Source organism: Janthinobacterium sp. PSPC1-1, assembly GCF_049897625.1.
Lineage (GTDB): Bacteria > Pseudomonadota > Gammaproteobacteria > Burkholderiales > Burkholderiaceae_D > Janthinobacterium > Janthinobacterium tructae.
The window spans coordinates 46,913-68,276 of record NZ_JAFCWP010000001.1 but is presented as its reverse complement, the minus strand read 5'-3'; the positions used below and the strand labels follow the sequence as shown (position 1 = coordinate 68,276).

Sequence of the window (21,364 nt, the reverse complement as noted above, 5' to 3'; positions counted from 1 at the left end):
CTGGCCTGCCGCCAGCTGCCATGCCCTGCAACACATGGCGGCTGGTGCTACCATCTGGTACTGATGAGCTAATCCCTATGGCGGATGGCCGTCGCGCTTTCCCGCACCATCCCCCACAGAGGAATAAACATGACGACCCTGACCATCAATGGCAAGCAGCACGACCTTGCACTGCCTGAAGACACGCCCCTGCTGTGGGCCTTGCGCGACGAACTGGGCATGACCGGCACCAAATTCGGTTGCGGCATGGCCCTGTGCGGCGCCTGCACCGTGCACCTCGATGGCGAAGCCATCCGCTCCTGCGTGACGCCGATGTCGGCCGCCGCCGGCAAGAAGATCACCACCATCGAAGCGGTGGGCGAAGACAAGATCGGCCTGGCGCTGCAGCAAGCCTGGCAGGAACACGGCGTCCCCCAATGCGGCTACTGTCAGGCCGGGCAGATCATGTCGGCCACGGCCCTGCTGCACAAGACCCCAAGACCGAACGACCAGCAAATCCGCGAAGCGATGAGCGGCAATATCTGCCGCTGCGGCACCTATACGCGCATCCACGCAGCCATCAAGCAGGCCGCGACCAGCATCAACGCAAAAGGAGCGGCCAAATGAGCATCCTTGAAAACATCCCCGCCCCCTCCCCCACTTCGCCTGCGCGGCGCAACTGGCTCAAGGCTGCCGGCGCGCTGGCCGGTTTGACTTTGGTGGCCGGCCCTTCCGGCCTGGTGATGGCAGCCGACGCCGTCAAATACGGCGGCGACAAGATGGCCGGCGGCGTGGTCGACGACACCCTGGTATTCCTGTCGGTCGGCGCCGACGGCATCGTCACCATCGTGGCGCACCGCTCCGAAATGGGCCAGGGCATCCGCACCAGCCTGCCCATGGTAGCGGCCGACGAACTGGGTGCCGACTGGGCGCAGGTGCGCGTGCAGCAGGCGCCCGCCGACGAGGCGCGCTACGGCAGCCAGGATACGGACGGCTCGCGCAGCATGCGCCACTCGTTCCGCGCCATGCGCCACGTGGGCGCCACGGCGCGTTTGATGCTGGAAACGGCTGCCGCCGTGCGCTGGGACGTGCCCGTGACGGAAGTCAAAGCCGTCAACCACGCGGTCGTGCATGCGGCCAGCGGACGCTCCCTGTCGTTCGGCGCCCTGGCCGAAGAAGCGGCCAAATTGCCGGTGCCGCCGCGCGCGCGCATCAGCCTGAAAACGGCCGGCGAGCTGCGTTATATAGGCCAAAGCAGCACACGCGGCATCGACCTGCACGACATCGTCACGGGCAACACCCACTTTGGCATCGACACGCGCCTCGATGGCATGGCGTATGCCGTCATCGCCCGTCCGCCCGTGTTTGGCGGCAAGCTGAAAAGCGTGGACAAGACGGCGGCCCTGAAGGTGCCTGGCGTGCTGCGCATCGTCGAACTGGCGGGCAGTCCGCCGCCGGCCATGTTCAATCCGCTGGGCGGCGTGGCCGTCATCGCCAGCAACACCTGGGCCGCCATCAAGGGCCGCGAAGCGCTGGTGCTGGAATGGGAGGATGGCCCGAACGGCGACTACGATTCGAAGGCTTTCCGCAAGACGCTGGAAGCGGCCGTGCGCCAGCCGGCCAGCCCGGCGCGCGACCAGGGCAAGACGGTGGCCACCCTGGCCGCCGCTCCCGCCGCGCGAAAATTCAGTGCAGAATACTATCTGCCCCACCTGGCCCACGCCACCATGGAGCCACCCGCCGCCACCGTGCGCATCGCCGATGGCAAGGCAGAAGTGTGGGCCTGCGTGCAGGCGCCGCAAGCCACGCGCAGCAACGTGGCCAAGGCCCTGGGGCTGACGTATGACGACGTGACCGTCCACGTGACCCTGCTCGGCGGCGGCTTCGGGCGCAAATCGAAACCCGATTTCGCCGTCGAGGCGGCGCTGCTGTCGAAAGCGATGGATGGCGCGCCCGTCAAGCTGACATGGACGCGCGACGACGACCTGCAACACGACTACCTGCACACGGTGTCCGTCGAGCGGCTGGAAGCGTCGCTGGACGCCAAAGGCCATCCCACCGCATGGCTGCACCGCACGGCTGCGCCCACCATCACCTCGACCTTTGCCGCCGGCGCGAACAGGCAGGCGCCGTTCGAGCTGGGCATGTCGGCCATCAATGTGCCGTATGCGATTGCGAACATCCGCGTCGAAGTGCCGGAAGTGCCGGCCCATACGCGCATCGGCTGGTTCCGTTCCGTCTCGAACATCCCGCACGCATTTGCCATCCAGTCGTTCACGGCCGAACTGGCGCATGCGGCGAAAAAAGATCATCGCGACTACCTGCTGGATTTACTCGGGCCGGCACGCAAGATCAACCCGGCCGACCTATCCGATGGCTGGAACTATGGCGAAGACCCGGCGAAGTATCCGGTCGACATAGGCCGCATGCGCCACGTGATCGAGCTGGCGACAGCCAAGGCGGGCTGGGGCCGCAAGCTGCCCAAGGGCCGGGGACTGGGCCTGGCCGTGTCCTACAGCTTTGTCACCTATGTGGCGGCCGTGATAGAGGTGGAGATCAACGCGGCCGGTGAAGTCATCGTGCCCAGGGTCGATATCGCCATGGATTGCGGACCGCAGATCAACCCGGACCGCGTGCGTTCGCAGATCGAAGGCGCTTGCATCATGGGCCTGTCCCTGGCCATGAGCGGCGAGATCAGTTTCAAGAATGGCCGGGTCGAGCAAAGCAATTTCCACGACTACGCCGTACTGCGCGCCGCCGACGCGCCGCGCGTGATCCACACGCACCTGGTGCCGGGCACACTGGACATGGAGCTGGGCGGCGTGGGCGAGCCGGCCACGCCGCCCATCGCGCCGGCCCTGTGCAACGCCATCTTCGCCGCCACGGGCAAGCGCATCCGCGCCCTGCCCGTGGGCATGCAGCTGGCGAAAAAGGCTTAAGTCCGCCGCGCGGCAGGCAACTGCAGCAGCAACGCTGCGATGGCGACCAAGGCGGCGCCGGCCGCCAGCAGCCACATGGGCCAGTTGAGCAGGAGCAGCAACCCGCCCGTGGCGGCGCCGATGGCGCTGCCGAGGTACAGCGCCGATTCATTGAGGGCGATGGCCAGGTTGCCGTCGCCCTGCTGCGCGCGCACGGCCAGCAACTGCTGGTTCTGCGGCACTTGCAGGGCCCAGCCAGCCGCTCCCCACAACGCAATCGGCGCCAGCATCAGCCAGGCCGACCAGCCGGCCGCCAACGGCAGCGCGCACAGGGCCAGCGCCAGCAGCAGCAAGATGAAGCAGGTCAGCTTCGGCGCCGCCAACTTGTCCGCCCATGGCCCCACCAGCACGCTGCCCGCGATGCCGCCCACGCCCCACGCCCACAGGAACGGCGTACTGGAAACCGCTGCGCCGTGCGCGGACCACGCCAGCAGCGGCACAATAAACGTGTACATGCCCAGGCTGGCGACGGCCGCCAGCAAGGACACCAGCAGAATGAGCAGCACCCGCCCATCGGCCAGCAAGGCCAGCTTGCGGCGCAGCGAAATGGCCTGCGCCACCGGCAGCGCAGGCAGCTGCCACAGCAAGCCCGCCAGCGCCAGCGCACCGAGGACGGCGACCAGCCACAGGGCCGCCGTCCAGCCCAGCTGCTGCGCCAGCAACAGGCTCACTGGCACGCCCAGCACCGTGCCGCCCGCCATGCCGCCCATGATCACGCCGATGGCCTTGCCCCGCTGCTGCGGCGCCGACACGCCCGCCGCCGCCGCGATACCCAGCGCCAGATAGACACCGGCCCCGATGCCAGCAATGGCCCGCCAAGCCAGCAAACTGGCAAATCCGGGCGCCAGCGCGCTGGCCCCGTTCGCCAGCACGAACACGGCCAGGGCGAGCAACAGGCCCGTGCGTTGCGCGCGCGCCGGCAGCAAGGCCACGACCAGCGGCGAGCCGAGGCCATAGGCCAGGGTAAATGCCGTCACCAGTTGCGCGGCCATGGCCAGCGAGATGGAAAATGCACTGGCGATCAGCGGCATCAAACCCGCCGTCACATACGAGGCCATGCCCAGCGCGAACGCGCCCACGGCGATCAGGTAGACGGTGAGGGGAAGAACGGCACGGGAGGAAGAAGAGTCAGACATGGGCCAGCTTTCGGGAAGAAAACGGGCATTCTGGAATACAATATAAACAATTACAATTTAACTGTTTATGCTATTACTGATAGCAACAGGTTGACAGGAAAGGCATCACCATGCGCACATTGGCCCGCACCCGCCACGAACTGGCCGCCTACCTGCAGGCGCGGCGCGCGCGGCTGTCGCCCGAAGACGTGGGCTTGCCCGGCGGCGGGCGGCGCAGGACGCCGGGCTTGCGCCGCGAAGAGGTGGCGGCGCTGGCCGGCGTGGGGCTGACCTGGTACACCTGGCTGGAGCAGGGGCGCGAGATCGGCGTCTCCAGCGTCTTCCTCGACAAACTGGCCGAAGTGCTGAAACTGGACGGGGGCGAGCGCCGCCACCTGTTCCTGCTGGCGCATGCGCGTCCACCGGCCGAAGAGGGCAAGACGTATTGCGTGGTGCCGCCGCTGGTGCGCCGCCTGATGCACGAGCTGGCGCATCCGGCCTATGTGCTCAACCTGCGCTGGGACGTGCTGGCGTTCAATGCGGGCGCGGACGCCCTGTTTGGCTTCGGCGCGCATGCCGCCTCGCGGCGCAATCTGCTGTGGCTGCTGTTTACCGATCCGCTGCTGCGCTCACGCTTCGCCGGCTGGGAAGAGCAGGCGCCGCTGATGCTGTCGAGCTTTCGCCGCGACTACGCGCGCGCCACGCAGGAAGCCGATATCCACGCGCTGGTGGAGGAACTGGAAAAGGTCTCGCCTGAATTCAAGCAGTGGTGGCGCCGCCACGACGTGCATGCGCCCTGCGACGGCGTGCGCCGCCTGACAATCGACGGCGAGCAGGTCGCGTATGAGCACACCTCGCTGACCATCGATGCAGACCGCCACTTGCGGCTGGTCGTGTATGCGCGCCAGCTGGAAGAAGAAATCGCCCCGTAAACGAAAAAACCGCTGGCCCTCTTGCGAGGAACCAGCGGCTTCGAAATGGTTGCGGGGACAGGATTTGAACCTGTGACCTTCGGGTTATGAGCCCGACGAGCTGCCAGACTGCTCCACCCCGCACTCGAATTATATACCAGATTGTTGCGCCGCGTAAAGGGCAAGAATTGACAATCTCATTCCTGCCCCGTCTGCCGGAGCTTGCCGCTGGCCAGCAATGGAAAAAGCCGCTGATCTTTTGCAAGAGTCAGCGGCTTTCCGGTATTGGTTGCGGGGACAGGATTTGAACCTGTGACCTTCGGGTTATGAGCCCGACGAGCTGCCAGACTGCTCCACCCCGCACTCGAATTATAAGGGCAAACGGGTGGCTTAGGCAATAACTATCTCAACTTAGACTGCAATAGAGCCATTTAATTAAATAGGTCGGCCAATTGCCGCTTGGCATGCCGTCCGCCTGTCACGCCACGCCGCACGCAATCGGTGTACAGTAAGCGTTACACTATCGACTTACCCGATGCCATCCCTACTCCAAGCCTGCCCATGAAATTCTGCTCCGAATGCGCCCATCCTGTCAGCCTGTCCATCCCGGAAGGCGACAACCGTCCGCGCTATGTCTGCACCAACTGCGACGCCATCCATTACCAGAACCCGAAAATGGTGGTCGGCTCCATTCCCGTCTGGGAAGAGGATGGCCAGTTGCAGGTCTTGCTGTGCAAACGCGCCATCGAGCCGCGCCTCGGTTACTGGACCCTGCCGGCCGGCTTCATGGAAAACGATGAAACCACGTCCGACGCGGCCGAGCGCGAAACGGTGGAGGAAGCAGGCGCCAATATCGAGCTGGGGCCCCTGTTTTCACTGCTCAACGTGCAGCGCGTGCACCAGGTGCACCTGTTCTACCTGGCGCGTTTGCGCGACCTCGATTTCGCACCGGGCATCGAAAGCCTGGAGGTACAGCTGTTTACGGAAGCGCAGATTCCCTGGGATGACCTGGCCTTCCCCACCATCCGCGCCACCCTGGAACTGTTCTTTGCAGACCGCGTGAAAATCCGCGAAGGCGGCAGCTATGGTTTCCATACGGGCGACATCACGCGCCCGATGGCGCGCCCGGATGCCGAGTAAGCCCATCCACCCCATTACCATTGCGATGGCATGATTCCCTGGCTCGATATCCACACCCCCTTTCCCGACGTTTCGCGCGCCCTCACCGATGAAGCGCCCGGCCTGCTCGCGGCCGGCGCCGACCTGTCGCCCGCGCGCCTGCTCGACGCCTACCGGCACGGCATCTTCCCCTGGTTTTCCGAGGGCCAGCCCATACTCTGGTGGAGCACCGATCCGCGCATGGTGCTGATGACGGAGAACTTCAAAGTCTCCGACAGCCTGGCCAAGGCCATCCGCAAGGTCGAGCGCAGCGCCTCCACGGACGGGCGCTGGCAGCTGCGCTTCGACGGCGATTTCGACGCCGTCATGCGCGCCTGCGCGGCACCGCGCAAGGATGGCCCGGGCACCTGGATTTCCGACGAGATCATCGCCGGCTACACGGGCTTGCACAAGCTGGGCTACGCGCACTCTTCGGAACTGTGGCTGGACGGGGAACTGGTGGGCGGCGCGTATGGCGTGTCGATCGGGCGCATGTTCTATGGCGAATCGATGTTTGCGCGCGTCTCGGATGGTTCGAAGATCGCGCTGGCGCAGCTGGTGCGCTTTTTGCAGGCGCGCGGCGTGACCATGATTGACTGCCAGCAAGAAACAAAACACCTGGCCTCGCTGGGCGCGGCGCCCATTTCGCGCGCACGCTTCCTGGCCCATGTACGCGTCGCCATTGAAGCTGCGCAAATCACCGATTGGCATGCTGCGCCAGCGGCGTAAAAAAGCTATGATAGCTTCACACAGACATCCATTGCTGCGGCCAGACCAGACAGGATCAGCATGACGCACCTGAACGAACTACCGTTTGCCACCCTGCAGTTCTACACGACGGCGCCCTACCCGTGCAGCTACCTGGACGACCGCCAGGCCCGCTCGCAGGTGGCCACGCCTTCGCACCTGATCAACAGCGACGTGTATTCGGAACTGGTGCGCAACGGCTTTCGCCGCAGCGGCATCTTCACCTACCGGCCGTATTGCGACGGCTGCCAGGCCTGCATCCCCGTGCGCGTGGTGGCGCAATCGTTCACGCCCAACCGCAACCAGCGCCGCGCCTGGAGCCGGCACGCCGACCTGCAGGCGGGCGTGGCCACCCTTTCCTTCCTCGACGAGCATTACGAGCTGTATCTGCGCTACCAGAGCACACGCCACGCGGGCGGCGGCATGGACCAGGACAGCCGCGACCAGTACGCGCAATTTTTGCTGCAAAGCCGGGTCAACACGCGCCTGGTGGAATTTCGCGATGCCGACGGCATCCTGCGCATGGTCAGCATCATCGACGTGCTGGCCGATGGCCTGTCGTCCGTCTACACGTTTTTCGATCCCGACGTGCCTGGCGCCTCGTACGGCACCTACAACGTGCTGTGGCAAATCGCCCAGGCGCGTGAACTGGGCCTGCCCTACATCTACCTGGGCTACTGGATAGAACAAAGCCCGAAGATGGCGTATAAAACCAACTTCAAGCCGCTGGAAGCGCGCATCAAGGGGCAGTGGGTGATCCTGTAAAACCGGGGTCAAACAATGGTGTCGGATTACGCTTCGCTAATCCGACCTACCGGGTGAATCGAACAGTGCAAGGTAGGTCGGATTAGCGCAAGGCGCGTAATCCGACACATTGTTGGCGGGTTGGCGATACAAGTCGGATTACGGCGCTTCGCGCCTAACCCGACCTACTTGCTCTTGTCCGGAAACGCCGGACGTGCCGGCCGCACGGGCGGGTTCTTCGCCAGTTCGCCCTGGATCACCTCGATCGCTTTTTCCAGCTGCGGATCGCGGCCGGCGATGACGTCGGCCGGCGTTTGCTCGACTTCGATATCGGGCGGCACGCCTTCGTTTTCCACGCCCCAGCCGTTTTCGCGCGTCCAGAACGCCAGGTTCGGCGCCGTGATGGTGCCACCATCCATCAGCACGGGAAAGCCGAGGATGCCCACCAGGCCGCCCCACGTCGCCTTGCCGATCAGCGGACCCATGTTGTTTTTGCGGAACATCCACGGCAACAGGTCGCCGCCCGAGCCGGCCGTCTCGTCGATCAGCATGGCGCGCGGCCCCTGGATCGAGGCGGACGGCGTCTTCATGTCGGCGCCATAGCGCATGGTCCACCAGGCGATTTCCTTCTTCTGCAGGATCTCGATGTAGTAATCGGCCACGCTGCCGCCGCCATTGAAACGCTCGTCGACGATGATGGCCTGCTTGTCCGCCTGCGGGAAGAAATAGCGCTTGAAGTAAGTGTGACCCAGGCCCGCCGTATTGGGCACGTACACGTACGCCACCTTGCCATTGGTGGCCGCATTGACCTTGCGCATATTGCCCTCGATCCAGTCGCGGTTGCGCAGGGCATCCTCGGTCGGCACGGGCACCACGGTGATCGTGCGCGCGCCCTTGCCGTCGGCCGATGGCCCCACGGTCAGGTCGATGGCCTTGCCGGCCGTGTTCTCGAAGGCGCTGTAGATATTCGTCGGCGGCGTCAAAGGACGGCTGTCGACGGCCAGCAGGTATTCGCCCGCCTTGACGTTCAGGCCCGGCTCCGTCAGCGGCGCGCGCAGGGCCGGATTCCAGTTCAAGCCGCCATACACCTTCTTGAAGCGGTAATGCCCGTCGCGCACTTCGTAATCGGCGCCCAGCAAGCCGCCCGGCACTTTCTTCGCCTCGATAAAATCGTCGCCGCCGCCGCCGCGGTGGTGGCCCACGGCCAGTTCGCTGCACATCCATTGAATCAGGCGGTTCAGGTCCGCGCGGCTGGATAGCTCGGGCAGGAACACGGCGTACTTGCCGCGCATGGCCTTCCAGTCCACGCCATGCATGCCCGGATCATAGAAATAATCGCGGTTGATGCGCCACACTTCATTGAAAATCTGCGTCCACTCGGCACGCGGATCGGCTTTCACTTCGATGGCGTCGACCTTGATCTTGCCCTCGCCCGGCGCCAGCAGCTTGCCCGTGGCGGAGCCCATGGCCCAGTTGTCCTTCTGCCGGTACAGCAGCTTCTTGCCATCGGCCGACACCTCGAAGTCGTCCGCCTCCATCACCACGGTTTCCGCCTTGCGCTCCTTCAAGTCAAAGCGCTGCACGGCCTTCTTGCCATCGCTTTCGCGCAGCAGGAAGATCTGCCCCGCAGCGCCAGCCGTCAGGCTGGAGAATTGCGCGGCCGGCAGCGGCAGGTCGACGATGCGCGTGGCGATGCCGTCGAAATCGATGGTAATCGGCGCCACGGGCGCCACCACCACTTTCGGATCGTCGCGGCCCGTCTTCGGATCGACCTTCGCTTCGCTCTTCGGCTCGGCTTCCGCCTTGGCCGTGTCTTTCTTGCTCTCCGCGCTGGCGGCCTTTTCCTCGTCGCTTTCCTTGATCAGCGGCGACGGCAAGTCGCGCCGCAGCACGGCCATCCACACGGTGCGCGTCACCAGGTTGTCTTCGTTCTGCTGCGAGAACCAGTTATTGCTGGGGCCTGCGTTGGTCGACGCGAAGAAGTACAGATATTTGCCGCTCTTGTCGAACACGGGCTGGGCCACGTCGGACAGGCCATCGGTCACCGGCATCGACTTGTTCTGCTCCACGGAATAGATATACGCGCTGCGCGTGTAGGTGGGCGAATTGAGCGTGTAGGCCAGCCAGCGCGAATCGGGCGCCCACGAGGCGCGCATGCTCTTGTCGACGCCATACATCGGCTCCGTGGCGACCTTCTGCACCTTGCCCGTGCCGACGTCGATCACATACATGCTCCAGCCATTGTCGGCAAACGCGATCTTCTTGCTGTCGGGCGACCAGACGGCGTTGTCATAGAAGCCGCTGCCATTCAGCTTGAGCTTTTTCACGGCGCCCTTGCCGTCCTGCGCGCGCACATGCAGTTCATATTCTCCCGACTCGTCCGAAAAATACGCAACCGAGCGGCCATCGGGCGACCAGATGGGCGTGCGCTCGTGGGCGCCGGCCGTCTGCGTCAGGTTGCGCACGTCGCCCTTGTCGGCGGGGATGGTGATGATCTCGCCCCGGTATTCAAAGGCGATGCGCGCACCCGACGGCGAAATCGACGCGTCGCGGATGTATTTCGCGTTCTTCACCCAGCGCGGGCGCGTCTGCCCCAGGTCGCTGGCTACGCCAATGGCGAGTTTGTGCGCCTGGCCGCTGGCGATGTCAAACGCGTGCAGGTAGCCCGCCTGCTCGTAGACGATGGTGCCATTCGCCGCCGAAGCGTTCAGCACGGGGAAATCCGTGTGCTGCGTCAGCTGGCGCACGGCTTTGGTCTTGACGTCATACGCGAACAGGTTGAATTCGCCGTTGCGGTCCGAGCGGAAGTACACGGTGTCGCCCAGCCACATGGGATCGACGTCGTTCGAGCGCGTGGTCGGCTGGGGGATTTTTTCGATGGATTTATCGGCCGAGGAGAATAACCACAGCCAGGAATTGGTGCCGCCCCGGTAGCGCTTCCACTGCTTGAAGGCCGGCATCAGCGGGTTGTAGGCGATGCGCTTGCCGTCCGGCGAATACGCGGCGCGCGACGCGTTGGGGATCTCCAGCTGGGTTTCCACGCCGCCCGCCACCGGCACCGTGAACAGCTTCTGGAAGCGGTTGTTGAAGGCGGCGCGGGGCGAGGTGAACATCACGGCCTGGCCATCGGGCGTGAACGACTGCGCCAGGTCCGCGCCCGGGTGGAAGGTCAAGCGGCGCGGCACGCCGCCCGCCGCCGCGATCACATACACGTCGACATTGCCGTCGATGTTCGCGCTATACGCGATCAGGCTGCCGTCGGGCGAGAACACAGGGTTGGACTTGTCGCCCAGGTCGGACGTGAGGCGCCGCGCGCCGCCGCCATCGAGGTTCGACAGCCACAGGTCGCCCGCATAGATGAAGGCGATATGGCGGCTGGAGACGGCCGGTTCGCTCAGCATGCGGGTGTCTTGCGTATTGGGCAGGGCCAGGGCCGGGTGGCTCAGCAGCAGTGCGCTGGCGGCCGCGATGGCCGTCAAGATGCGTGTCTTTTTCAATCGATGTCTCGCTTATGAAGTAAACAGAACAGAGAAAAAACAGGAAAGTCCGCGGCCGAATGCGAATTAACAAGGAATCAATGTTGCATTTGACCAAAGAGAACTATACACCCGGCAGCCGCGCGGAACACGGTAAAATACGCCACTTATTTCGCGCGCCGCCAGTCCTTCCCGGTAGCCCGCACACCTACTCAAAGCGCCCCATGTCTGAAAAATTCCTGTACTCCCTCGCCCGCCCGCTGCTGTTTTCGATGGATGCCGAAGCGGCCCACCATCTGACCCTGCCCGCCCTGAAACGCGCCAGCGCGCTGTGCCTGACCAAGCTGGCCGGCAAACCGGCGGCGGACCCGCGCACGGTGATGGGCATTACCTTCCCCAATCCCGTGGGCCTGGCCGCGGGCCTGGACAAGGATGGCGCCTACATCGACGCGCTGGCCGACCTGGGTTTTGGCTCCATCGAAGTGGGCACCGTCACGCCGCGCGCGCAGGCGGGCAATCCGAAACCGCGCATGTTCCGCCTGCCGCAGGCGCAGGGCATCATCAACCGCATGGGTTTTAACAATGGCGGCGTGGACGCCTTCGTGGCCAACGTGCAGGCGTCAAAGTTTTACCAGAACCGCGCCGGCGTGCTGGGCCTGAACATCGGCAAGAACGCCGACACGCCCATCGAACGGGCGGCCGACGACTACCTGCTGTGCCTGGAAAAAGTCTACCCCTACGCCAGCTATGTGACGGTGAACATCTCGTCGCCGAACACGAAGAATTTGCGCCAGTTGCAGGGTGCGTCGGAACTCGACGCCCTGCTGTCGCAACTGAAGGAGGCGCAGGCGCGCCTGGCGGACAAGCACAAGCGCTACGTGCCGCTGGCCCTGAAAATCGCGCCGGACATGGATGCTGAACAGGTGAAAAGCATCGCCGAGTCGCTCACGCGCCACCGCATCGACGGCGTCATCGCCACCAACACGACCCTGTCGCGCAGCGCCGTCGAAGGCATGCCGCACGGCGCGGAAGCGGGCGGCCTGTCGGGCGCGCCCGTGTTCGAACTGTCGAACAATGTCATCCGCTTGCTGAAGGCGGAACTGGGCGACGCCTTGCCCATCATCGGTGTGGGCGGCATCATGCAGGGCAAGGACGCCGTGGCCAAGTTCGAGGCGGGCGCGCAACTGGTGCAGCTGTACAGCGGCCTGATTTACGCCGGTCCCGCCTTGATCAAGGATTGCGCGCGCGCGCTGCACGGCACACGATGAGCTTCGGCGGACAGAAGCTTCCAGTGACTTGAGGACGTCAGCCCACCGGCACCTCTCGTCGCTGACTTGATATGCAGTGTTTCACCTACAACGCTGGGATGGTCAAGAGATAAGGCGCCAGGCCCGGGCGGCCCGCCATACACAGGATCGGCCCGGGATGCTGCTCGCGCACAGGAAGGTCAATTCCGGTCGCTGAGTTGTTTCACGGAGCGTGATCGAGGAAGGGCCTTGGCGCCGCCGCAGTCGTCATTTGCCTGCGCACAAACCTCCCAGCCGCCACCCAGTGCCTTGTAGATGCTGACAACGGCAAGCCGCTGGTTGGTGCGCGCGACCGCCAGCGCACGCTGGCTGGCAAAGTCGGCGCGTTGCGCTTCGAGCACATCCAGGTAGAGGCCTTCACCCTCTGAAAACCGCAGCCTGGCAAGATGCGCCGCCGCGCGATTTGCCGCCGACTCAAGCAGCCGCAGTCCAAGCGTGCTACCGGCGCTGCCATAGGCTTTGAAGGCATCATCTGTTTCCTGTAGTGCGCGCAACACGGTCTGGTCGTACGCGAGCAGGGCCGCCTGGGCACGTGCCTCGCTGGCGGCGATCCGGGCGCGCACGCGCCCCCTGTCGAGCAGATTCCAACGCATCACCGGGCCGAGAAAGCTGGACTGCATTCCAGCGTCACCCATGGTATCAAGACTGCCCGCAACGAGCCCGATGGAACCGAGCACCTGGATCTCGGGGTAGAGACCGGCCGTCTCCACCCCGATGCGGGCGGTCGCCGCAGCAAGGTTTCTTTCTGCCGCCGCAATATCGGCGCGCCGTGCGAGGAGCGTGGCGGGATCGCCCACGGCAATCGTCCGCACTGACAGCGCTTCATGCACAGGCATGGCAGCGGGAAGGCTGAACGTCTGCGGGACTTCACCCAGGAGGATGGCCAGCGCGTTGACGGAAGCCGCGCGGCGGCGTTCCAGCTCGGGCATGGCTACCTCCACTGTGCGCAGCAAGGCTTCGGCACGAAGCCGGTCAAGTTCACTGGCAGAGCCCACGCTCATCAGGCGCTCGACCAGCGACAGGCTGTCGCGCTGGCTTTGCCGGATACTGGCGACAACAGCGAGTTCGGCTTCGATGCCGCCCAGCTCGAACCAAGTGCCCGCCACTGCGGCGGCAACGCCCGCCTGCACGCCGCGCAGCAACGCTTCGCGTGAGCCCGCCAGCGCCCGCCCCGCCTCCACGGAGCGCCGCACGCGGCCAAACAGGTCGATTTCCCAGGCAGCGTCGACGGTGCCGCGATAAGTCTCGCTCTGACGCGGCTGGCCGGGTAGCGTCTCGATCTTGCTCAAGCGACGCTTCTCGTAAGCAAGCGCGGCTCCGCCTTGCGGCAGGAAGCCCTGCCTGTCTTCGCGCAGCATGGCTTTTGCCTCTGCGAGCCGAACGGCAGCGATGCCGACGTCATGGTTTGCCGCCAGCGCCCGCTGGATCAGGGTGACCAGCGCTGGGTCGTCGAAGGTGCGCCACCACTCCACCTCGACCGCACCCGGGACAAGCGCGGCGTCCGTCTGGCCGGCTCCGCCGGAGAACTGCGACGATGGCAGCGACGGCGGCAAGGGCGGCGAGTAATCGGGGCCGACCGCGCATCCGGCCAGCACGATCAGCGCACTGAGCGACACTACAACTGTGTGATACGGGCGGTTCATGACGTGCTCCTGTCCATGCTGGTCTTGGTCGTTGGCGTGCGGCGCTCGAAGCGGGCCGCCAGGGTGCGCATCAGCACATAAAACACGGGCGTGAGGAATAATCCGAACAGTGTCACGCCGAGCATGCCGGCGAAGACCGCGATGCCCATGGCATGGCGCATCTCGGAGCCGGCGCCACTGGCGAACACCAGCGGCACGACGCCAGCGATGAAGGCGAGCGAGGTCATCAGGATGGGCCGCAGCCGCAGCCGGCAAGCCTCGATGACCGCATCGAGCGGGCTCGCTCCTTCCATTTCCAGGCTACGTGCGAACTCGACAATGAGGATGGCGTTCTTGGCCGCCAGGCCGACGAGCACAATGAGCCCGATCTGCACAAAGATGTTGTTGTCGCCGCCCACCAGCCACACGCCGATGATCGCGCTCAGCAGACACATCGGCACGATCAGCAGGACCGCCAAGGGCAGCAGCCAGCTGTTGTACTGCGCGGCCAGGATGAGATAGGCGAGCAGCACGCACAGCGGGAAAATGAACAGTGCCGAATCGCCTGCCAGCTTTTGCTGGTAGGTGAGGTCGGTCCATTCAATACTCATGCCTTCAGGCAGCACCTCCTTCGCCAGGCGTTCCATGACAGCAACCGCCTGCCCCGAACTGACACCGGCCATTGCGCCACCCGAAATATCGGCCGAGGGATAGCCATTGTAGTGAACCACGCGGTCCGGACCGGAACTGGGCGTGACGGTGACAAACGACGACAAAGGCAGCATGTCGCCGGCCGCATTGCGCACCTGCAAGCGGCCGATGGCCTCGGCCTGCATGCGGTGCTCCGCATCGGCCTGGGCCGTCACCTTGTAGGTCCGGCCGAAGCGGTTGAAGTCGTTGACATACAGGGAACCGAGATAGATCTGCAGCGACTCGAACACGTCGGCCAAACTCACCCCCTGGCTCTTGACCTGGGTGCGATCGATGGCGACGTCGAGCTGCGGGGCATTGACGTCCATGCTGGTCATGAGTCCGGCCACCTGTCCCGACTCGGTGGCTTTGGTCATCAGGATATGGGTCTGCTGGACCAGGGCATCGAGTCCGGCGCTGCCGCGATCCTCGACCAGCATCTTGAAGCCACCGGTCGCGCCAAGGCCGGGCACGGGCGGCGGCGGGAACACCCCGAGGAAGCCGTCGGGAATGCCGGCAAATTTCGCCTGCAGGCGCCCGGCGATCGCGCTCGCGGTGAGATCGGCGGTCGTGCGATCCTTGAACGGGTCGAGCATGACGAACATGACCGCGGCGTTCGGCACGTTGACGAAGCCGTTGATCGACAAGCCAGGGAAGGCAACGACGCTTTCAACGCCAGGTTCATCCAGCGCGATCCTGGACATCTGCTTGGAGACCGCCTCGGTACGCTCCAGCGATGACGAATTCGGCAGCTGAGCGATCGCAACAAGATAATATTTATCCTGCATCGGCACGAAGCCCGGCGGCACGGCCTTGAAGCCGAAGAAGGTCAGCGCCAGCAGGCCGCCGTACACCAGCAGCGCCACGCTGCTGACCCCGACGACCTTGCGCACGCTGTTGCCATAGGCATCCGGCGCGCGCTGGAACGGCCGGCCCAGCATCTGCAACAGGCGCTCGGCACGGCCACGCAGGCTGCGCGGGTCATGCACGGCCTCGGCCTCGGCCTTGCGTGGCTTGAGCAGGAGGCCGGCAAGCGCCGGGCTGAGCGTGAGCGAATTGACTGCCGACAGGATGGTCGAGATGGCGATCGTCAGCGCGAACTGGCGGTAGAACTCGCCCTGCAAGCCGCTCAGGAAGGCGGTCGGAATGAACACGGCGGCGAGCACCGAGGTGATCGCGATGATGGGGCCCGTGACCTCGTCCATGGCGCGCCTTGCCGCTTGCTTGGGCTCTTCGCCATTTTCGATGTGACGTTCAACGTTCTCGACCACCACGATCGCGTCGTCGACGACGATGCCGATCGACAGCACCAGGCCAAACAGGGACAAGGTATTGAGCGAGAAGCCCATCAGATGCATGACGGCGAAGGTGCCGATCAGCGATACCGGCACCGCCATGAGGGGGATCAGCGAGGCGCGCCAGTTGCGCAGGAACAGCACCACCACGATGACGACGAGAATGATCGCCTCGAGCAAGGTGGTTGCCACCGACTCCAGCGAGGCACGCACAAAGACCGTCGGGTCATAGGCGATGCGCGAGCTCAGTCCCGCCGGGAAATTGTCTTCCAGCCGCTGCATGGTTTCCCGCACCGCCTGCGAAACGTCGAGCGCGTTGGCACCCGGACTCTGAATGATTTGCAAGGCGACGGCCGGCTCACCGTCAAGCAGGCTGCGCAGCGCATAGGCGTCGGCCCCCATCTCGATACGGGCGACATCGCGCAGGCGCGTCACCTGGCCTTCGGCACCTGTGCGAATGATGATGTCGCCGAACTGTTCCTCGTCGGTCAATCGTCCGAGCGTGTTGACCGTCACCTGGAACGCGGCACTGGAATCGGGAGACTGGCCGACGGAGCCGGCTGCCACCTGCACGTTCTGTTCACGTACCGCGGCAATCACGTCGCCGGCCGTCAAGCCACGTGCGGCGATAAGGTTTGGATCGAGCCAGAGCCGCATGCTGTATTCGCCCGCGCCCCAGACCAGGACGTCGCTGACCCCGGGGATGCGGGACAACTCGTCGCGCACCTGGAGGTAGGCGTAATTCGATATGTACAGGGGATCGTAGCGTTTGTCGGGCGACAGCAGGTGAACCACCATCAGAATGTCCGGCGAGGTTTTCTGTGTGACGACGCCCTGGCGCTGCACTTCTTCAGGCAAACGCGGCAGCGCGCGCGAAACCCGGTTCTGCACCTGGATCTGTGCCATGTCGGCATTCGTTCCCTGCGCGAAGGTGGCGGTCAGGATCATGCGGCCATCGGTTGCCGATTGCGACGACATGTACAGCATGCCCTCGACCCCGGTAATGGCCTGCTCGAGCGGCGCTGCCACCGTTTCGGCGATCACCTTGGGATTGGCACCAGGATAGGAGGCGGTCACCTGCACGGTCGGCGGCGTCACCGCCGGATACTCGCTGAGCGGCATCTGAAAGAAAGCCACGATACCGGCGAGCACCATCAGCACCGAAAGGACGATGGCAAAGATCGGGCGATCGATGAAGAAACGTGGGAAAGACATTACGCGCCTCCCGAGGTTTTCGGCACTGCAATGGCCGTACCGTCAATCGCGGCTGACTGTGGCGTCACTTGCATGCCCGGGCGTACCAGCCCTTTGACGACGATGCGCTCACCGGGCTGCAGCCCTTGCTCGATCACGCGCAAACCGTCGACAACGGGGCCAAGCTCGACGGGCCGGTATTGCGTCTTGTCGTCTTTGCCGACCACGAGCACATAGCGGCGCCCCTGATCCGTGCCTATCGAGTGATCGGAAACCAGCACCCTGGCTTGTGGCGCTCCCGTCTCCAGCCTGACCTTGGCAAACAGGCCCGGCGTCAGTTTTCCATCGGGGTTGTCGACCACAGCGCGAACCCGCACCGTCCCCGTCCCGCGATCAGCAGCGTTGGCAAGGAAATCGACACGGCCGGGTCGCGAATAGGTCTTGTCGGTGGCCAGTGCCACCATGACCTTGGCCGCCTGCGCCCCATGCGGGGTAGCTTTGGCTCGGCCGGCTGCAAGCGAGCGCAAATAGGTGCGTTCGTCGACATCGAAATAGACATGCAGGGGATCGATGGACACGATCGTCGTCAGGGGCGTCACGCCACTGGTGACGTAATTGCCCTCGGTGACGAGGACTTGCCCGACACGTCCACTGATCGGCGCCGTGACGCGCGTGAAACTCAGATCCAATTGCGCAGTATCTCGCGCAGCTTTTGCGGCATCGACCTGTGCCTTGCCGGCATGTAGCGCAGCCGTTGCCATGTCGAGACGATCACGCGCGACGATCTTCTTGGCGAACAGCTGTTCGGCTCGCGCATACTCCGCCTGGGCCAGCATCGATGCCGCTTCAGCCTCGCTCAAGCGCGCTGTCGCGGCATGCAGCGCGGCCTGGAACACGCGTGGATCGATGTCAAAGAGCCTGCGGCCCTTCTCGACAAAGCGTCCTTCAGGCACGCTCACGGCCTGAATGTAGCCGGCCACCTGCGGGCGCAGTTCAACCCGCTTGACCGCAGTCAGCGAACCGTTGAACTCGACATACGGTGTTGCCGGACGAACGATCACTTCTGCCACGGGAACGCTGGGCGGCTTTGCGGCTGCGGGAGAGGATGCCGTCTGCTTGCATCCGCTGATGGTGAATGCTGCGCCTAGCACCGCAGTGATCAGGGTTATTGGTTTGACTTTCATCATTGTGCCTTTCGCGACTGGAGTCGACTTGGTTTCGTTGATCTGAAGCAGATCCCATAGTCGTTATCCGAGGTGACACACTTGGAAGGTCAAGCATTTTTTGAATTCGAGAGCTGTGCTCGCACAATCAGAGTCTGACTATTTCTTCGGACAGCCATGGGCAGAAAGAACGTGTTCTTCATGCCAGACACCCCACGCGCATGACATATAGTCGTATTTATACAACAGCCAACAATTTACTGCGGTGCAGCATTGCAGCCTTGCCATGCCCGGTCGTATGCTGGAGACAAGGCCATATGCACTACTCGCGCCATTTTGACGAGTATCAGATATTTATTGCATATCGATAGACAGAACAATTCGTAAGCACGCCGTTCACCCGCTGCTAAGCTGATTTCGTCATCGGACCGCCATGGTCCGCGCAACCACTAACCGAAGAGATATTGTCGATGAGTTCAAGCACCGCCCGCTCCCAGCTTCCCGCCCTCCCCGTGAAAACCGTCCTCGCCGCCAGCCTGATCGCCTGCTTCAGCCTGCCAATGCATGTGCAAGCGCAGCAAGAGCTGCCGGCAGAAGGGGAATTGCAATCCGTGGTGGTCACCGGTACCTTCGCCAAGAACCGCCGCACCATCGATTCCGAATCGCCGATCGACATCCTCACCTCGCGCGACCTGCAAAGCACGGGTTCGGGCGAACTGGCTACCGTACTGGCGCGCCTGCTGCCATCGCTGAACTTTGCCCGCGCCACAGGCGCCGACGCCAGCGACGCCGTGCGTCCGGCCCAGCTGCGCGGCCTGTCACCCGACCAGACCCTGGTGCTGGTAAACGGCAAGCGCCGTTATACGTCCGCCGTGGTCAACGTCAACGGTTCCCTGGGCCGCGGCTCGGCGCCCGTTGACTTGAACGCCATTCCGCTGGCCGCCATCGACCACGTGGAAGTGCTGCGCGATGGCGCGGCGGCCCAGTACGGTTCCGACGCGATTGCCGGCGTGATCAACATCATCCTAAAAAAAGGCGCGGCCGGCGGCGATATCGAAGTGGGCTATGGCCAGACGCAGGAACGCGACGGCAAGCAAAAATCCATCAAAGGTTCGGCCGGCTTCGCCCTGGGCGACGACGGCTGGGTACGTGTCTCGGCCGAAGTGGCCGAACGCGACCCGACCAACCGCGCCGGCGCCGATTTCCGCAATCCGCTGGAACCGCGCTACGGCAAGGTCAACCAGCGCTACGGCGACCCGGAAAGCAAGCCGGCGACGATTTTCCTCAACAGCGAATACCATATCAATGACAATGTGGACTGGTATGCCTTCGGCAACTATGGCAAGCGTGATACGTCGGCCGCCGCCACCTGGCGCACGGCGCTGATCACGGACCCGAATAATTCGAAACTGTTCGTCCAGCGGACACCGCTCTTCCCGGAAGGCTTCTTGCCATTGCAAAACAGCACCCTGACGGACCAGTCCATCGTCACCGGCTTGCGCGGCGAGGCGGCCGGCTGGCGCTGGGATGCCAGCATCAATTACGGCAGCAACAAGTTCGAACTGGACCTCGACAACACGGTCAACCAGTCGTTGGCCGCAGCCAGCCCCACGCACTTCTATGCCGGTTCGCTGAAAAATGAACAAACGGTATTCAACCTGGACGCGGCACGCGAATTTCCCGTCTCTTACTTTACGGGACCGCTGACGGTAGCCGTCGGTGCCGAAGCGCGGCATGAAAAATACACGATTGGCGCCGGCGACGCAGCGTCGTACACGGGTGGCGGCTCGCAAGGCTTTGCCGGTTTCCGCCCTGCCAATGCGGGCAGCCACTCGCGCCACAACGAATCGATCTATGTGAACCTGGAAGCGGAAGCGACGAAAAACCTGTCCGGTGGCGTGGCCCTGCGCCATGAGCGCTACAGCGATTTTGGCAGCACCACCTCGGCCAAGGGCTCGGCCCGCTATTCGTTCAGCGATGCGCTGTCCCTGCGCGGCACCGTGTCGAGCGGCTTCCGCGCGCCATCACTGGCGCAGCAGTACTACACCATCACCACCACCAACTTCCAGGTCGTCAACGGCATCAACACGCCGATCGAGACGGGCACCTTCGCCGTCAACACACCACAGGCGCGCGCCTTGGGCGCACAGGACTTGAAACCTGAAAAGGCCCGCAACTACAGCCTGGGCCTGCAGTTCCAGCCCAGCCGCAACTTCACGACGACAGTGGACGCCTACCGCATCGACATCGACAACCGCATCCTGTTCTCGGCCAATCTGATACTCAGCAATGCTTTGAAGAACATCCTGGCCGCCCAGGGAACGCCGGTGGGCTCGGGACGCTATTTCACCAACGCCGTCGACACGCGCACGGAAGGCGTGGACATCGTCAGCACCTACCGCATCGACCTGCAGGACAAGGACCGCCTGGACCTCACCGTGGCTTACAACCATAACAAGAGCACGGTACGGAAAATCGCCGACAATCCGGCCATCCTGACGGCCAACAACCTGAAACTGATCGACCGCCAGAGCATCGACCGCATCACGGTGGCGTCGCCGAAGGACAAGTTCAGCCTGGCCGCCGACTACGGCTTCGGCATCTGGAATGCGCACGGCGTCGTGACGCGCTACGGCAGCTTCACCGTGCCGCAAAACGATGTCAAGCTGGACCAGACGTATGATCCGCAATGGGTGCTGGACGTGTCCGGTTCCGTGAAGCTGGGCAAGAACTGGCGCCTGGTGGCCGGCATCGACAACGTCACCAACCGCTACCCGGCGCAAGTGACCAGCAATGGCAACCTGAACGTCAACGGCACCCAGCCCTACAGCATCTTCGCGCCGAACGGCTTCAACGGCCGCTATTACTACGCCAAGGCGGGCTATAGCTGGTAATCGCTGGCAATAGCAACGCAGCACGGGAGGCATCTGCCTCCCGTTTTCATTCCCGCCTATCAAATACAGCCCTGGCGTACGGGTGGCCATC

The 21,364-nt window shown here is 64.0% G+C and carries 13 protein-coding genes and 2 tRNA genes; 8 read left to right on the top strand and 7 right to left on the bottom strand.

The genetic code is table 11. The features are described 5' to 3' along the window. The first annotated feature begins 129 nt into the window (after positions 1-129). Both ACP7EG_RS00320 and ACP7EG_RS00315 read left to right on the top strand, forming a co-directional pair. Complete coding sequence (locus ACP7EG_RS00320; RefSeq protein WP_426085963.1) at positions 130-606, top strand: (2Fe-2S)-binding protein; 477 nt, start codon at positions 130-132, stop codon at positions 604-606. After that, the gene (locus ACP7EG_RS00315; RefSeq protein WP_426085962.1) at positions 603-2,918 is read left to right on the top strand and encodes a molybdopterin cofactor-binding domain-containing protein; all 2,316 of its coding nucleotides are present in this window, start codon (positions 603-605) and stop codon (positions 2,916-2,918) included. The genes ACP7EG_RS00320 and ACP7EG_RS00315 overlap by 4 nt, the downstream gene beginning before the upstream one ends. Here ACP7EG_RS00315 and ACP7EG_RS00310 read toward each other — a convergent pair. Further along, positions 2,915-4,093 (bottom strand): MFS transporter, encoded by a 1,179-nt coding sequence (locus tag ACP7EG_RS00310; RefSeq protein WP_426085961.1) that lies wholly within the window; start codon positions 4,091-4,093, stop codon positions 2,915-2,917. The two genes, ACP7EG_RS00315 and ACP7EG_RS00310, sit on opposite strands and share 4 nt — an antisense overlap. A gap of 110 nt (positions 4,094-4,203) precedes the next feature. On the opposite strand from ACP7EG_RS00310, the gene ACP7EG_RS00305 reads away from it, so the two are divergent. Then, positions 4,204-5,004, top strand: a complete 801-nt coding sequence (locus ACP7EG_RS00305) for a helix-turn-helix transcriptional regulator (protein WP_426085960.1) — start codon at positions 4,204-4,206, stop codon at positions 5,002-5,004. Between the two features lie 46 nt (positions 5,005-5,050). On the opposite strand, the gene ACP7EG_RS00300 is transcribed toward ACP7EG_RS00305, so the two are convergent. Together ACP7EG_RS00300 and ACP7EG_RS00295 are read right to left on the bottom strand one after the other, a co-directional pair. Beyond that, a tRNA-Met gene (locus tag ACP7EG_RS00300) sits at positions 5,051-5,127 on the bottom strand. 142 nt (positions 5,128-5,269) lie between these two features. Further along, positions 5,270-5,346 (bottom strand) — tRNA-Met (locus ACP7EG_RS00295). A gap of 198 nt (positions 5,347-5,544) precedes the next feature. Here ACP7EG_RS00295 and ACP7EG_RS00290 point away from each other — a divergent pair. Genes ACP7EG_RS00290 through ACP7EG_RS00280 form a run of 3 tightly spaced genes read left to right on the top strand, consistent with a single transcriptional unit; the run spans position 5,545 to position 7,653 of the window. Beyond that, the gene (locus ACP7EG_RS00290) at positions 5,545-6,123 is read left to right on the top strand and encodes an NUDIX hydrolase (RefSeq protein ID WP_426085959.1); all 579 of its coding nucleotides are present in this window, start codon (positions 5,545-5,547) and stop codon (positions 6,121-6,123) included. A 30-nt stretch (positions 6,124-6,153) separates the two neighbouring features. Continuing rightward, entirely contained in the window at positions 6,154-6,870 is a 717-nt protein-coding gene (gene aat, locus ACP7EG_RS00285; RefSeq protein ID WP_426085958.1) for a leucyl/phenylalanyl-tRNA--protein transferase, read from the top strand. A 60-nt stretch (positions 6,871-6,930) separates the two neighbouring features. Beyond that, on the top strand, positions 6,931-7,653 hold the full coding sequence (locus tag ACP7EG_RS00280) for an arginyltransferase (RefSeq protein WP_282406729.1): 723 nt from the start codon (positions 6,931-6,933) through the stop codon (positions 7,651-7,653). 164 nt (positions 7,654-7,817) lie between these two features. Here ACP7EG_RS00280 and ACP7EG_RS00275 read toward each other — a convergent pair whose 3' ends face one another. After that, complete coding sequence (locus ACP7EG_RS00275) at positions 7,818-11,129, bottom strand: S41 family peptidase (protein WP_426085957.1); 3,312 nt, start codon at positions 11,127-11,129, stop codon at positions 7,818-7,820. Between the two features lie 203 nt (positions 11,130-11,332). On the opposite strand from ACP7EG_RS00275, the gene ACP7EG_RS00270 reads away from it, so the two are divergent. Further along, positions 11,333-12,376 (top strand): quinone-dependent dihydroorotate dehydrogenase, encoded by a 1,044-nt coding sequence (locus tag ACP7EG_RS00270; RefSeq protein ID WP_426085955.1) that lies wholly within the window; start codon positions 11,333-11,335, stop codon positions 12,374-12,376. A gap of 179 nt (positions 12,377-12,555) precedes the next feature. Here the strand turns inward: ACP7EG_RS00270 and ACP7EG_RS00265 are convergent, their stop codons facing one another. The 3 genes from ACP7EG_RS00265 to ACP7EG_RS00255 are packed head-to-tail and all read right to left on the bottom strand — an operon-like array spanning position 12,556 to position 18,403. Then, positions 12,556-14,058, bottom strand: coding sequence for an efflux transporter outer membrane subunit (locus ACP7EG_RS00265; RefSeq protein ID WP_426085954.1), 1,503 nt, complete (start codon positions 14,056-14,058; stop codon positions 12,556-12,558). Then, positions 14,055-17,237 carry an efflux RND transporter permease subunit gene (locus ACP7EG_RS00260; RefSeq protein WP_426085953.1) on the bottom strand — a complete coding sequence of 1,061 codons (3,183 nt, stop codon included), beginning with the start codon at positions 17,235-17,237 and terminating at the stop codon, positions 14,055-14,057. Before ACP7EG_RS00260 ends, ACP7EG_RS00265 begins: the two co-directional genes overlap by 4 nt. Further along, positions 17,237-18,403: an efflux RND transporter periplasmic adaptor subunit gene (locus tag ACP7EG_RS00255; protein WP_426085952.1), complete on the bottom strand. Its 1,167-nt coding sequence runs from the start codon at positions 18,401-18,403 to the stop codon at positions 17,237-17,239. The genes ACP7EG_RS00260 and ACP7EG_RS00255 overlap by 1 nt, the downstream gene beginning before the upstream one ends. 446 nt (positions 18,404-18,849) lie before the next feature. Between ACP7EG_RS00255 and ACP7EG_RS00250 the strand changes: the two genes are divergently transcribed. Further along, a complete protein-coding gene (locus ACP7EG_RS00250) occupies positions 18,850-21,273 on the top strand; it encodes a TonB-dependent receptor plug domain-containing protein (RefSeq protein WP_426085951.1) in 2,424 nt (807 codons plus the stop codon). The last annotated feature ends 91 nt before the right edge of the window (positions 21,274-21,364 follow it).